Annotated in this window: 13 protein-coding genes, 1 tRNA gene and 1 pseudogene; 10 read left to right on the top strand and 5 right to left on the bottom strand. The window is 33.3% G+C overall.

Annotated elements, in window-relative coordinates:
- Positions 1 to 7: 7 nt before the first annotated feature.
- The 3 genes from rimM to ACRBBL_RS06135 all read right to left on the bottom strand — a co-directional run bounded on the left by rimM (position 8) and on the right by ACRBBL_RS06135 (position 2,291).
- Positions 8 to 535, bottom strand: coding sequence for a ribosome maturation factor RimM (gene rimM, locus ACRBBL_RS06145; RefSeq protein ID WP_431368258.1), 528 nt, complete (start codon positions 533 to 535; stop codon positions 8 to 10).
- 69 nt (positions 536 to 604) lie between these two features.
- Positions 605 to 1,108, bottom strand: a complete 504-nt coding sequence (locus ACRBBL_RS06140; protein ID WP_431368143.1) for a 30S ribosomal protein S16 — start codon at positions 1,106 to 1,108, stop codon at positions 605 to 607.
- 121 nt (positions 1,109 to 1,229) lie between these two features.
- Complete coding sequence (locus ACRBBL_RS06135) at positions 1,230 to 2,291, bottom strand: lactonase family protein (protein WP_431368142.1); 1,062 nt, start codon at positions 2,289 to 2,291, stop codon at positions 1,230 to 1,232.
- Positions 2,292 to 2,425: 134 nt separating this feature from the next.
- On the opposite strand from ACRBBL_RS06135, the gene dnaE reads away from it, so the two are divergent.
- Together dnaE and ACRBBL_RS06125 are read left to right on the top strand one after the other, a co-directional pair.
- On the top strand, positions 2,426 to 6,808 hold the full coding sequence (gene dnaE / locus ACRBBL_RS06130) for a DNA polymerase III subunit alpha (RefSeq protein WP_431368141.1): 4,383 nt from the start codon (positions 2,426 to 2,428) through the stop codon (positions 6,806 to 6,808).
- A 127-nt stretch (positions 6,809 to 6,935) separates the two neighbouring features.
- The gene (locus ACRBBL_RS06125) at positions 6,936 to 7,595 is read left to right on the top strand and encodes an HAD family hydrolase (RefSeq protein WP_431368140.1); all 660 of its coding nucleotides are present in this window, start codon (positions 6,936 to 6,938) and stop codon (positions 7,593 to 7,595) included.
- Between the two features lie 67 nt (positions 7,596 to 7,662).
- Here the strand turns inward: ACRBBL_RS06125 and ACRBBL_RS06120 are convergent, their stop codons facing one another.
- On the bottom strand, positions 7,663 to 7,989 hold the full coding sequence (locus ACRBBL_RS06120; protein ID WP_431368139.1) for an ArsR/SmtB family transcription factor: 327 nt from the start codon (positions 7,987 to 7,989) through the stop codon (positions 7,663 to 7,665).
- Complete coding sequence (locus ACRBBL_RS06115; protein WP_431368138.1) at positions 7,979 to 8,404, bottom strand: SRPBCC family protein; 426 nt, start codon at positions 8,402 to 8,404, stop codon at positions 7,979 to 7,981. Before ACRBBL_RS06115 ends, ACRBBL_RS06120 begins: the two co-directional genes overlap by 11 nt.
- Before the next feature lie 382 nt (positions 8,405 to 8,786).
- Between ACRBBL_RS06115 and ACRBBL_RS06110 the strand changes: the two genes are divergently transcribed.
- The 8 genes and pseudogenes from ACRBBL_RS06110 to ACRBBL_RS06075 all read left to right on the top strand — a co-directional run.
- Positions 8,787 to 9,194, top strand: coding sequence for a carboxypeptidase-like regulatory domain-containing protein (locus tag ACRBBL_RS06110; protein WP_431368137.1), 408 nt, complete (start codon positions 8,787 to 8,789; stop codon positions 9,192 to 9,194).
- Between the two features lie 26 nt (positions 9,195 to 9,220).
- The gene (locus ACRBBL_RS06105) at positions 9,221 to 10,237 is read left to right on the top strand and encodes a transglutaminase domain-containing protein (RefSeq protein WP_431368136.1); all 1,017 of its coding nucleotides are present in this window, start codon (positions 9,221 to 9,223) and stop codon (positions 10,235 to 10,237) included.
- A 176-nt stretch (positions 10,238 to 10,413) separates the two neighbouring features.
- Positions 10,414 to 10,734: a thioredoxin gene (gene trxA, locus ACRBBL_RS06100; protein WP_431368135.1), complete on the top strand. Its 321-nt coding sequence runs from the start codon at positions 10,414 to 10,416 to the stop codon at positions 10,732 to 10,734.
- Between the two features lie 187 nt (positions 10,735 to 10,921).
- A complete protein-coding gene (locus ACRBBL_RS06095) occupies positions 10,922 to 11,851 on the top strand; it encodes a DUF58 domain-containing protein (protein ID WP_431368134.1) in 930 nt (309 codons plus the stop codon).
- Between the two features lie 86 nt (positions 11,852 to 11,937).
- Positions 11,938 to 12,011 (top strand) — tRNA-Asp (locus ACRBBL_RS06090).
- 321 nt (positions 12,012 to 12,332) lie between these two features.
- Positions 12,333 to 13,571, top strand: coding sequence for a hypothetical protein (locus ACRBBL_RS06085; protein WP_431368133.1), 1,239 nt, complete (start codon positions 12,333 to 12,335; stop codon positions 13,569 to 13,571).
- A gap of 113 nt (positions 13,572 to 13,684) precedes the next feature.
- The gene (locus ACRBBL_RS06080) at positions 13,685 to 14,053 is read left to right on the top strand and encodes a BlaI/MecI/CopY family transcriptional regulator (protein ID WP_431368132.1); all 369 of its coding nucleotides are present in this window, start codon (positions 13,685 to 13,687) and stop codon (positions 14,051 to 14,053) included.
- Positions 14,050 to 14,324, top strand: a pseudogene (locus tag ACRBBL_RS06075) (M56 family metallopeptidase); the annotation flags it as partial. The gene ACRBBL_RS06080 and the pseudogene ACRBBL_RS06075, both read left to right, overlap by 4 nt.

The following is a 14,324-nucleotide window of genomic DNA, read 5'->3' as shown; positions in this document are numbered from 1 at the left end:
AGTAGTTTTATTGTAAATACAAATCAATTAAGCCTTCAGGTGCTTCAATGTGAATCTTTTTATTCTCACGATCTACTTTAGTAATAATATCATCATTCATCGGAATCAAAATCTCAATCGATCCACGTTCAACTTCAAACAAAGGTTGTGATGTGGTATCATTTACACCAGTAATTGTTCCGACAGTTCCAAAAGAAGCATCTTCAATAGTAAAACCAATAATTTCATGGTAATAAAACTTATTGCCTTCTAACTTTGGTAAGAACTCTAAAGGTAAATACAATTCGCACTTCAATAATTGATCGGCATCTTCTTCGGTTTCAATATCCTCAAACTTCAAGCGCAACAAGTCTGACTTGTGCAAAGAGGATTTTTCAATAAAAAATGGTAGAAAATCACGTCCAAGTTTTATAAAAACAGCATCCAAATCATCGTATAAATCTGGTTGATCTGTGTCTAGTTTCGCAAGTAATTCGCCCTTAAAGCTATACTTCTTAACAATTTTCCCTAAATAAAAACAATCTTCAATTCGCATATCAATATCATAAAAAAAGCCTAGCAAATTTAGTATTTACTAGGCTAAAAATTATATGTAATCTATAATTTATTCTTCTTCACCTGCAGGAGCTTCTCCAGCATCTTCAACTGCATCTTCTACAACAGGAGCATTAGCAGCAATACGAGCTTCATTTACGGCTTTTTCAGCTTCAAAAGCTTTTGCTTTTGCATCAGCCTCAGCTTTCGCTAAACCTTCAACTTTACCTTGTACTGAACCTTCTTTCTCTGAAATCCATGCATTGAACTTTTCATCAGCTTGCTCTTCAGTTAAAGCTCCTTTACGAACTCCACCAAGTAAGTGATTCTTGTACATTGCACCTTTATAAGAAAGAATTGCTCTAGCGGTGTCAGTTGGTTGTGCACCATTCTGTAACCACTGTACAGCACCATCAAGATTTAACTCAATAGTAGCAGGATTTGTGTTTGGATTGTAAATACCTAATTTCTCTAAGTATTTACCATCTCTTTTTGCACGCGCATCAGCGGCAACGATCCAGTAAAAAGGTTTTCCTTTTTTACCGTGTCTCTGTAATCTAATTTTAACAGACATAAAAAATTAATTTGTGAGGTTCACGACCTCTATTATTAATGAGTTTGCAAAGATACTATTATTTTTTAATTTTCATCATATAGTTTGAACTGAAAATTAGATGGTTACAAATAGTAGTTATTTAAAAGAGTAAGCACACTGGATCTGTGATTTCGTAAGAATGTAAAAACGTAAGTTTTCCAGTGGAAGAATCTATACGAAAAACAGTAATGTTGTTACTGTATTGGTTGCCAGCTAGTAAAAATTTTCCAGTAGGATCTAGTGTAAAATTTCTAGGCCAATTCCCATGAACACTGCTATTTTGAATTTTAGTAAGCGTTCCAGTATTCAAATCTCTTTTAAACACTGCAATTGAATTTTCTCCACGATTTGATGCGTACACAAAACGTTCATCTTTAGATAAATGAATGTCTGCACAGCTATTCTCTTTTTTATAATCATTAGAAAGTGTGGAGTCGCTATCTATTTCTTGATAGCCATCTTTTGTTTTTTGAACAGAAGTAATTGAATTTCCATGTTCATTAATGATGTATAAAAACTCACCATTTTTACTGATTGAAAAATGTCGCGGACCATTCTTTTTATTCATACGTATGATAGAAGAGTCTTTTAAAATATATGATTTGTTATTTAATTGATAGTTGTAAACGGCATTTCTTCCTAAATCGGCAACATACAATTGATCTTTAAAAAACTGTGCAGAATGCGCATGCGAAGGCTCATTTTTATTGGTGTGATTAAAAACTTGAGATGCTTCGCTTAAGTGACCATCATTTAGTACGGAGTGAATGGAAACAGTTCCGCTAGTATAGTTTGAAACTACAACTTTTTCACCAGATTTGTCTATAGCAATATGACATGGATGTGCGCCATTTGCAGAAACTTTATTCAAAAAAGACAAGCTTCCATTTTTTTCAACCTTAAAGGAGGAAATCGTTCCATCTTTATCTTCATTAACACTATATACATATTTTTTATTAGGTGAATATGTTATGAAAGAAGGATTGCTTGAAGTGGCAACTAACTTTTTATTACTCAATATACCTGTATCGGTATTGAATGTAAGTTGGTAAATTCCTTCGCTATCTCCATTGGTATAAGTGCCCACAACTAGAGGAATTGTTGGCTTTGAGCAATTAATAAAAGAAAGTATTGCTAATGCTAAACAGAGTTTAAACTTCATGATAAAAACTTTAAGTTGCAAAATAGATAAAAAACACTGAAACATTGTTCATAACTGTTAATAAAAATAGACCTCACAAAAGCTAAATATTATGTAATTTTATACTTTGAATTTCCTCTACACAAAAGCAACGTATGTACTTAATATTTGATACCGAAACAACGGGATTACCAAAGCGATGGGATGCGCCAATTTCTGATACAGATAACTGGCCAAGATGTATACAAATCGCATGGCAATTGCACGATGAATTAGGAAACTTAATCGAACATCAAGATTATTTAGTACAACCAGATGGTTTTAATATTCCGTATGATGCCGAAAAAATTCACGGAATTTCTACTGAATTGGCTGCCGAACAAGGAATATCTTTGCAGGAAGTATTAGAAAAATTTAATGTAGCGCTTTCAAAAACGAAATTCATTGTTGGACAAAATGTTGGTTTTGATGTCAACATTATGGGAGCAGAATTCTACCGAGAAGAAGTTATTAATAACTTGCAAGAATTGCCTGTTTTAGATACCTGTACAGAAGCAACAGCGAGTTTGTGTCAATTACCAGGAGGAAGATTCGGGAAATTTAAACTCCCAACACTAACAGAATTACATCAATATCTTTTTGGAGTAGGTTTTGGAGAAGCACACAACGCAACTGCCGATGTGGAAGCAACGACGCGTTGTTTTTTAGAACTCATCAGAAGAAAAGAATACACGACTGAGCAACTTGATGTGTTGCCAGATTATTTTGAACGTTTTTCGGAAAATAATCCGCAGCCAATTGAAGTAATTGGTTTGAAGCACATCAACCTGAAAGCTGCTTCTGAAAAAATTAGAAAACGTTTAGCAAAAACACAACAAGGCGAAGGAATTTCTCAGCAAGAAATTGAAGAAAACCTAGAAGCTTTAAAAGAAGCACCGTTTTCACACTTACACAATCATTCGCAATTCTCGGTATTACAATCTACGTCAAGTATTAGCGATTTGGTAAAAGCCGCAGGAAAATATAATATGAAAGCGGTTTCCATCACCGATCATGCGAATATGATGGGCGCATTTCACTTTGTAAAAGAAGTCAGTAACTACAACAAAGGTATAAAAGCTAAAATAGCTGAAGCTGAAGAAAAAGGAGAAACTACCGATGCGGAAATTCTAAAACCAATTGTTGGTTGCGAATTCTTCGTTTGTGAAGATCATTTAGATAAAACCAGAAAAGACAACGGTTATCAAGTTGTACTCATCGCTAAAAACAAAAATGGGTATCACAATTTGGCAAAAATGTCATCTATTGGATATACAAAAGGATTCTACTACGTACCGCGAATTGACAAAAAAGTTATTGAGCAGTATAAGGAAGACATTATAGTTTTTACAGGAAACCTCTATGGAGAAGTTCCGAACAAAGTGCTGAATATTGGAGAAACACAAGCCGAAGATGCATTGCTTTGGTGGAAAGATACGTTTCAAGACGATTTGTATGTAGAAATCATGCGTCACGATCAAGAAGATGAAAATCGTGTGAATGATGTGTTGGTTAAATTGGCTAAGAAGCATGAAATCAAACTTGTTGCTACCAATAATACCTATTACATCGCACAAGAAGATGCAAACGCACATGATATTTTATTATGTGTAAAAGATGGTGAAAAACAAGCAACACCAATTGGTCGTGGTCGTGGATATCGTTACGGATTGCCAAATCAGGAATACTATTTCAAGTCGCCAGACGAAATGAAAACCTTGTTTAAAGATTTGCCAGAAGCAATTCTTTCCATACAAGAAATTGTAGACAAAGTGGAACCTTTTGTATTGGCACGTGATGTATTATTACCTGCGTTCGACATTCCAGAAGAATTCCAGTTTGAAGAAGATAAATACGATGGAGGAAAACGTGGGGAAAACAAATATTTACGACACTTAACGTACGAAGGTGCGAAAAAAAGATATGGTGAAATTACACCAGAAATTGAAGAACGACTCGATTTTGAATTAGCTACGATTGAAAATACTGGATATCCTGGATATTTCTTAATTGTAGAAGATTTTATTCGAGAGGCACGAAACATGGACGTTTCCGTAGGTCCAGGACGTGGATCGGCTGCAGGTTCGGTAGTTGCATACTGTTTATGGATTACGAATATTGATCCAATGCTGTACGATTTACTTTTTGAGCGTTTCTTAAATCCTGATCGTGTATCCATGCCCGATATTGATATTGACTTTGATGATGAAGGTCGTGGTCGTGTCATGCAATACGTAATTGACAAATATGGAGAAAATCAAGTAGCGCAAATTATCACCTACGGAACCATGGCAGCAAAATCATCCATTCGTGATACGGCGCGTGTGTTAGATTTGCCACTAAGTGATGCAGATAGAATTGCAAAACTGATTCCGAACACGAAATTGGCAAAGATTTTCGGAAAATCGGAAGCAGAACTTAAGCAAAAATTTAGAGCAGAAGAAGTATTACTCATCAATGAATTGGTGAATATTTCCGAGGAAGATGACCTAGCTGCGGAAACGGTAAACATGGCGCGTGTATTAGAAGGTTCGGTACGTAATACCGGAATTCACGCCTGTGGAGTTATCATTACGCCAGACGATATTACCAAATTCGTTCCTGTCGCCTTGGCAAAAGATTCAGACATGTACTGCACACAATTTGATAACTCAGTTGTGGAAGATGCAGGGCTGCTAAAAATGGACTTCTTAGGACTTAAAACACTTACCTTAATAAAAGATACCGTTAAGCTAGTAAAATATAAGCACGATGTTGAAATTGACATTGAGAATATTCCGCTTGACGATGAAGAAACATACGCATTATTCCAGCGAGGAGAAACAGTAGGAGTGTTCCAGTATGAATCGCCAGGAATGCAGAAGCACATGAAATCGCTTAAACCGACAACGTTTGCCGATTTAATTGCAATGAATGCTTTGTATCGTCCTGGACCAATGGAATACATTCCGAGTTTCATTAGAAGAAAACACGGAGAAGAAGATATTGAGTACGATTTAGATGCGTGTCAAGAGTATTTAGAAGAAACCTACGGAATTACGGTATATCAAGAGCAAGTGATGTTGCTGTCCCAAAAATTGGCTGACTTTACCAAAGGTGAAGCCGATGTCTTGCGTAAAGCGATGGGGAAAAAGCAAAAAGCCGTACTTGATAAAATGAAGCCGAAATTTATTTCGCAAGCTTCAGAAAAAGGACATGCAGAAGATAGATTAGAGAAAATTTGGAAAGACTGGGAAGCATTTGCAGCCTATGCCTTTAACAAATCGCACTCTACGTGTTATGCTTGGATCGCCTATCAAACTGCCTATTTAAAAGCGCATTATCCTGCGGAATACATGGCGGCCGTACTTTCCAATAACATGAATGATATTAAAACGATTACCTTCTTTATGGAAGAATGTAAACGTATGAAATTGGATGTTTTAGGTCCAGATGTAAATGAATCGTTTTATAAGTTTACGGTAAACGATCAAGGTGCTGTACGTTTTGGAATGGGCGCAATTAAAGGAGTTGGACATGGCGCGGTAAAAACGATTGTAAAAGAACGTTCGGAAGGTAAATATAAATCTGTATTTGATCTAGCGAAACGAATAGATCTTCGCGCAGCAAACAAAAAAGCGTTTGAAAATTTAGCCTTAGCTGGCGGATTTGATTCGTTTGGAGATACACACAGAGCACAATATTTCCACACAGAAAATGACAACGTTACATTTTTAGAGAAAGCAGTAAAATACGGATCAAAATTTCAAGAAAATAAAAACTCTGCGCAAGTAAGTTTATTTGGTGAAGCCAGTGAAGTACAAATAGAAGAACCAAAAGTTCCACCAGCAGAAGAATGGGGAACAATGGAAAAACTAGCGCGCGAAAAAGAAGTCGTAGGAATTTATATTTCTGGACATCCGCTAGATGATTTTAAAGCGGAAATGGACTATTTCTGTAATGGTAATTTGACTTATTTTTCTCAAATGGAAAACTATGTAAGTCGTGAAATATCATTTGGTGGCGTTGTGACGGAAGTGCAACACAGAGTTTCTAAAAACGGAAAAGGTTGGGCGTTATTCACGGTGGAAGATTATACCAATTCGCATGAGTTTAGAATTTTTGGAGAAGAATATTTAAAGTTCAGACATTTCTTTGTACCAAACTCATTCGTGTATATAAAGGCATACATAAAAGAAGGTTGGGTTAATCGTGATACAGGAAAAAAAGGAGATCCAAGATTGCAATTCAATTCCATGCAATTGTTGCAAGATGTTATGGAAACTGCAGCGAGAAAGCTAACCATTCAACTTGATGTAAATAAATTACAGGAGGAAAAACTTGATTTTATAAATGAAATCTTAGAAACACATAAAGGTGATAAATCATTGCATTTTACCTTATATGAAGTAACAGAAAAGATCAAATTGCAAACAGCAAGTAAAAAGAAAAAAGTAAATATTACTCAGGAATTGTTGGATGCATTGTCAGCAGAAGAAGTAAGGTATAAAATCAACTGATATGATTTAGATGTTAGTAATGAGAATTGAAATTTTTCAAAGTAAATATTGATCTCTTTCTTTGAAACGAAACAATTCGTGAATTCGTAATAATTTTTATTAGAATTAAAACCAATAAAACTAATCTATGAAAAAAGAAAATCTCCTCGTTTTTGATATAGATGGAACCTTGCTCGATAGTGAAAATGTACATCAAACAGGTTTTGTAAATGCACTTCATGCGATTGGAGTAGAGTTTGTAAATACCAATTGGGAAAATTATACACACTTAACCGATAGTTTTATTGCGAAAGAGAATTATGAAACTGACGTGAATCGTGGGTTTTCAAAACAACTAATGCAACGTTTTGAAGCTGAATTTATGAAGTTGATTCATGATTGTAATGTCACGCAAATTGAAGGAGCAAATGCATTTTTGCAAAAAATTATCAAGGAAACCAACTATGCAGTTTGCTTTGCAACAGGTTCTATGTTGTTGCCAGCAAAATTAAAACTAGATCGTGCTGGAATTGTGTACGATCAAGCATTGTTGGAAGCTTCTAATAATTATTTCACAAGAGAAGAAATTGTCAATTCCGCCATAGCGAAAGCAAAAAACTATTTCAACGCGTCAAATTTTGAACGAATTATTTCGTTAGGCGATGGAATTTGGGACGTAAAAACTGCTCAAAATTTAGGAATTGAATTCATTGGAATTGGCACACACAACCAAGAAAAATTAAAAGCTGTGGGCGCTGAAACTCATTTTGCTAATTTTTTAGAGTTTGACGAAACGATTCTGCTCTAAAACAGTGAAAAATGTCAAATCGAGCGCAGTCGAGATTCTATGAAAATTTCCATTAGTTTTATGTTATTTACGAATTCTTCCCGTCTAAATAATCACCTAAATTATCTAATGAATCATCCCAGAATTGCTCGTAAAATTTCATCCACTTATTAATTTCCTTTAGCGGTAGGGCATTTGCATTACAAAAACGCTCGCGACCTTTACTTTCAATATGAACCAATCCGGCTTCTTCCAATGTTTTAATATGTTTGGTAACACCTTGTCGTGTAATTTCAAATTGATTGCTAATTTGTGAAATAGACAAAGCCGAACTCGCAATTACTAAGGCATGAAAAATATCACGCCTTGTTGGATCTGCAATTGCTTTAAATACACGTGTGATTTTATCCTGCATGGACGTTTTCTTTTAAATAGGATAGTAATTTATTTGTACAATTATCCCAGCCACCATTAAAGCTTTCAAACATTGTAATTGCTGTTTCGCCTTCATATTTCGATATTCCAGAATGTTCTAAATATAACTTTGTGCCTTCGGGAATTGTCTCTAATACCCAACTCACGATAGTTTCTACATTTGTACCTTCTACTGTCCAAGTGTATACGAGTGTGTACGGATCTGCATTTTTCACTTCGCCCGTTATAGGAACACATCCTTCATCATTAGATGTAAATGTATACTGATAGCCTTTCTCTGCTTTAAAATCGGCTTTAATAAACCAAGTAGAAAGTTCTTGAGCGTTAGAAATAGCATTCCATACTGCTTGTATTGGATGCTTAAATACTTTTTCTTTTGTTATGATGTCTTTCATTTGTATGTCTTTTTTTATTTTTTGAATTTTCTTAGATTAAGAATTAATTATTGCGCAACTAATCGGTTGCTAATTTACGAATTCTTTTTTAAAAAGCAACTTTTTGGTTGCATATTGTAATTTTAACAGTTTTTAGAAGTAGAAATTCACTATTTTTATAGTCTATTTATGATATACTAGTCTGAAATTGAAAAAAATAAGGTATTCACTCATTCAAATAGAAGGTTTACTCAATCCAACTTTGAAGTGTACGTTTTGCGCGATACATTTGATAGTATACATTATATAGAATTGTAAAATGCGCTCGTGTGCTCGGTTATTTTAGCATACACTTATAGTGCGTATTTTCTATCTGAAAAGAACTAATTTAAAAAAGAAACAGATGAAAAGACAAGTAACATTTACACAAAAATTATGGTATGTAACCATTTTAATGGTTGCTGTATTCGCGTTTAATCCGATGTACGGACAATCTGGAACAACAACTTCACAGAACGGAAGAGTCATTAAAGGAACTGTAAGCAATCCGCAAGAACCTTTAGAAGGAGCAAACGTAATACTAAAAGGAGCAAACGAAGGAACTGTAACCAACAAAAAAGGAGAGTTTACATTTCCTGTAGCCTTAAAAACGGGTGATATACTATTGATAAGCTATTTAGGATACGAATCTATCGAAGTAAGAATAAAGGCAGATACAAAGTTTATAAAGGCTATTTTGTCAGATGAAGTAATAGAATTTATGGGAGCTGTGAATACCAACAAGCGTTACAAATCTAAACGTAAAAACTAATATAAATAACAGACCTTATTACCTCTGTGAAAATACTTTTAACACATATATTTTTATTCGTCTTTGTATTTCAAGCGAATGCTCAAATTTCTGATTTTCAAAATGTTTCTTTTGAAAAAGCAGACGAAATCGCACTGAAATACAAAGATGAAACATTACATAATTTACCAGATTTAGTTTATAAATTGACTTCAGAATTAGATACTGATGAAGAACGTTTTAGAGCTATTTTTAAATGGGTTTGTAGTAGTGTTGCCAACGATTATAAATTGTACACGAGAAACAAACGCAAGCGTCAACGTTATAAAAATGATAGCGTAAAACTGAATCAATGGAATACAAAATTTCAAAAAATTGTTTTCCGAAGACTGTTAAAAAACAGAACTACAATTTGTACGGGATATGCGTACCTCGTGAAAGAATTGGCAAATTTGGCCGATATTGAATGCGAAATGGTTCATGGATATGCAAGAACGAGTACAATGAATGTTGAAAAATTAGATACGCCAAATCATTCATGGAATGCAGTAAAACTAAATGGAAAATGGTATTTATGTGATCCTACTTGGGCAAGCGGTATTCCGAACCCAGAAACGTATCAATTTCAATTTGACTTTAATAGTGGTTTCTTTCTATCGGATCCAAAAATCTTTGCGATAAATCATCATCCTATAAAAGAAAAGTGGTTTTTGTTGGAAGGTTCAACACCTTCTTTTCAAGCATTTTTAGATGCGCCAATTATATATGGAAAAGCGTATACGTACTTTAGCGATCATAGCTATCCACAAAAATTGGAAAATGAAGTACAGCGAAATAAGAACTTTAACTTCAAGCTTCAACTTCAAAAAGAGGTGCAGAAAGAAGATATAAATTTGGTTATTGAAAGTAGTTTTTCAGAACGAAAAATACACCCTGAGCAAATTTCTATCCAAGAAAAATCATTATCAATTGACTATAAGTTTGAATATACAGGATATTACGATGTGCACTTATATATTAAAGAGGATTTAATTTCTACATATACTGTTGAGGTAACTCGATGAAAATCATTTAAAAAAATCTTTTATTGAGTTAAAACACAGTAATTCAATCTCATAATAAGAAAAATCAATCGAGACATAATCAAAACAAATACTTGTGATGTAAGTTTTAGAAAAATATTTGACTAATATTGCATAATACACAAAAAATAAAGTAGAATTTTAAAAAATATATAGTTATGGCATTAGAAATCACAGATGCAAATTTTGAAGAAATAGTAATGAACAGCGACAAGCCAGTATTGGTTGACTTTTGGGCAGCTTGGTGTGGACCTTGTAAAATGTTAGGGCCTGTAATCAATCAAATTGGTGAGGAATATGAAGGAAAAGCTGTTGTTGGAAAATTAGATGTAGATGCAAACCAAAAGTATGCAGCTCAGTTTGGAGTTCGTAACATTCCAACAGTATTAGTTTTCCAAAACGGAGAATTAGTAGGTCGTCAAGTAGGTGTTGCTCCAAAAAACACTTACACAGAAGTTATCGACAAGTTACTTGCATAGAAAATAATATATTTCGACATAAGAAGAGAAAGGTTTGGCAATACGCCAGACCTTTTTTGTTTTAATAAAATTCAACTTTAAGAAGCTTCTATCTCGCAAAAGTTAAAAACGTTATAATGATGTTGCGTCAGTCTTCCATAATAATATTTAATTGTACATTTATATCATAAACTAAAGAAAAATACTTGTGAATTTACAACAAGAACTCAATAAAACTTCCGGATTTAAAAATTTAGAATTGCTTGCAAAACAAGTTGTTGAAGGATTTATTTCTGGAATGCACAAAAGCCCGTTTCATGGCTTTTCTGCTGAATTTGCAGAACACAAAATTTACAATCAAGGAGAAAGTACTAAGCATATTGATTGGAAGTTATTTGCAAAAACAGACAAACTATACACTAAGAAATACGAAGAAGAAACCAATTTGCGTTGTCATATCATTCTCGACAATTCTTCTTCTATGCATTATCCTGAAGTAGAAACTCCATCACTTGACAGTTTGAATAAAATCGGTTTTTCGGTTTTGGCAACTGCTTCTTTAATGAATATTCTTAAAAAACAGCGCGATGCTATTGGATTAAGTGTCTATTCGGATAATTATGATTTTTACGCACCTGAAAAAGGAAGTGAACGCCATCATCAATTATTATTGAATGCACTTGATAAAACAGTCACTACAAAGCGAATTAATAAAAAAACGGATACATACACCTATTTGCATCAAATCGCGGAGAAAATACACCGTAGAAGCCTTATTTTTCTTTTTACAGATATGTTTCAGGATGGAGTAGAAGATGAAAAGTTATTTGAAGCCTTGCAGCATTTAAAATATAATAAGCATGAAGTTATTTTATTTCATGTATTCGATTCTGAAAAAGAATTAAATTTCGATTTTGACAATAAACCAAAACGTTTCATCGATGTAGAATCTGGAGAACATATCGATATTTATGCTGATACAGTTCAAGAAAACTATCAAAAAGCAGTTTCTGATTATTTTTTACAATTAAAAATGAAATGTGCTCAATATAAAATCAAGTATGTTGCAGCAGATGTCAATGAAAAATTTGAAAAAATTTTACTAACGTATTTAGTTGAAAGACAAAAGTTTGCGTAATCGGATAAAAAAAAGTTTGAATTTTTATTCAAATATGTTTGTATAAATGGAATTGTAGCGTATATTTGCAACCGCAATAAAGCAACGGTTTGGTAGTTCAGCTGGTTAGAATACATGCCTGTCACGCATGGGGTCGCGGGTTCGAATCCCGTCCAGACCGCTAAAATTGCAAGAAAGCTTCTCTTTAAGGAGAAGCTTTTTTTGGCAAAATGATTTAGTTGTGTTGTTTAAGGTAAATCCTTGATTTACCTTTGGTTTAGTAGTTAAACCAATGAAAAGCTTTCCTTTTTTCTTTACTGAAAATTGGGATGCTTTTTTATTTTTAGCGCAATTCAATTGTAAGAAATTGTCACCTCACAAGATTTTATACACTATATTTTCCTTCTACATTTAAAACTTCCTTATTTTTTTGAATAAATTCTAAAATTCTACGTTAGAATATTTGATGCGACCAAGAATTACATTGTTTTTATTTCTTTTCATGAGTATATCTTCTTTAACTCGTGCGCAAACGATCATGCATCCTGAAACTCTTATTCCACAACCTTATTATTATCATTCCTTTTTATATGGAGAGCCAATACGTGGAGACATTAAAAAAGTTGCTACTAAAAATTATACGTATGTATTTAATGAAATAGATTCAACTTATATTGAATATGAAAAATCAAATTTTGAAGAAGATGTTTTTGTAGCACTTGGTGAAGTGAATGAATATCATCAAAATGGTCAATTACTAAATAGGGGTTTTATAAATAAAGATGGTGCAATTACTAGCACAACTCAAAACACATATAATGAAAAAGGGAGTTTAATATATACTATCGAACCAACGAAAATATATGACAAAGAGACTCGAAAGCTCCTTCGGATACACAAAGAAGAAGAAAAAAGAACATATACGGATGTAGGAAAATTAAAAGAAGTTTGGTTAAAATCTTCGTATCAAGATGATTATTTTATCAAAGAGAAATATACCTATGTCAACGATACATTGCTTTCAAAATACGAGTCATTCAACAGTAATACGTTGACGCAATACAGAATTTCATGTAAAGGAGGTATGGTTGATACAGATTATGTTCGCTTGTACAGCTACGATAAAAAAGATAGATTGATAGCGGAAAAAACATACGCTTACGAATATGATTTTGATGAAAATAATATCAAAGCTATTACGGATAGAGATTTTTCTAAATACAAACTATCTAAAATTGTTGCGTATAAATACAATGACACAAATCAAGTTGTAGAAAAAGTTCAAAAGCATTTTGGAACGTATACTAAAGGAATTGTCAATACCGATATACTAGAATATGATGCTAAAAACAGACTTGTTCAGCACATATCGACAGAAAACAAAGGTCACGGCGACCTCAGAACCTATGAATACGATTTGAAAAGTGGCAAATTATCGAAAACAGTAAATTTTACTATTCAGATAAAAGACTCACAAATTATTTCACAAGAACTTCTAAGTATTGTTGAAAAGCAGCAAAAAGGTTTTAGAGCGCAACATTTTAAAAATGACAAAGTAGTAAGTGTAGCTTTCTACTCAGAATATGGAGATCAACTTCATATACAAGATTTTGATTATAAAAGCGAAAGTTCTTACCAATACAGCTATGACAAACACGGCAATTGGACCTCACGAATTCTACTTGAAAACGGCATTAAGAAAGAAAAAATTACACGCACACTAGAATACTACTCAGAATAACTTCATAAAAAAATAATCAAATTTAATAACTAAAAAATTAGTTCAAACTAAAATTTTAGTTATATTTGTTTCATAGAACTAAGAGTTTAGTTTGAAAATAATATAAATAGGATATGAAACAATTGACCAAAGCAGAAGAAGAAATCATGCAAATTCTGTGGCAACTAGAAAAAGCAAACGTAAAAACGATTATTGAAAACTTTAAGGGCACAAAACCTGCCTACAATACAGTTTCTACTATTGTGCGAATTTTAGAGTCCAAAGGGTTTGTTGGGTATGAAAAAGTTGGGAAAGGACATATATATCATCCGCTTTTAGCACAAACGGAATACAGTAATCAGTCAATTTCAAAATTGGTTAACGGTTATTTTCAAGGATCTTTTAAAAGTATGGTGTCGTTTTTTATGCAGAAAAATGATATCAATACTGCCGAATTGGAAGAAATACGTAAGGAAATTGAAAAAAATAGTCAGGAATCATGATTGTATATTTTATTCAAGTAGTTGCTTTTCAGTTGTTGTTTTTATTGAGTTATGACCTATTTCTCAAAAAAGAAACCTTTTTCAATTGGAACAGAGTATATCTTATATTTTCGTCTTTAATATCATTTCTGTTGCCTTTTATTAAGATTGAAAGCTTTCAGAATGTTGTGCCACAAGAGTATATTATATTATTGCCTGAAATTGTACTCACACCGCAAAAAGCAGTTGCTGCTATTGAACCTACTTGGAATTGGTTTTTAATTATAGGAAT

Source organism: Kordia sp. (assembly GCF_050633145.1).
In the GTDB taxonomy this organism is placed as follows: domain Bacteria; phylum Bacteroidota; class Bacteroidia; order Flavobacteriales; family Flavobacteriaceae; genus Kordia.
This window is presented reverse-complemented; position numbering and strand designations above follow the sequence as displayed.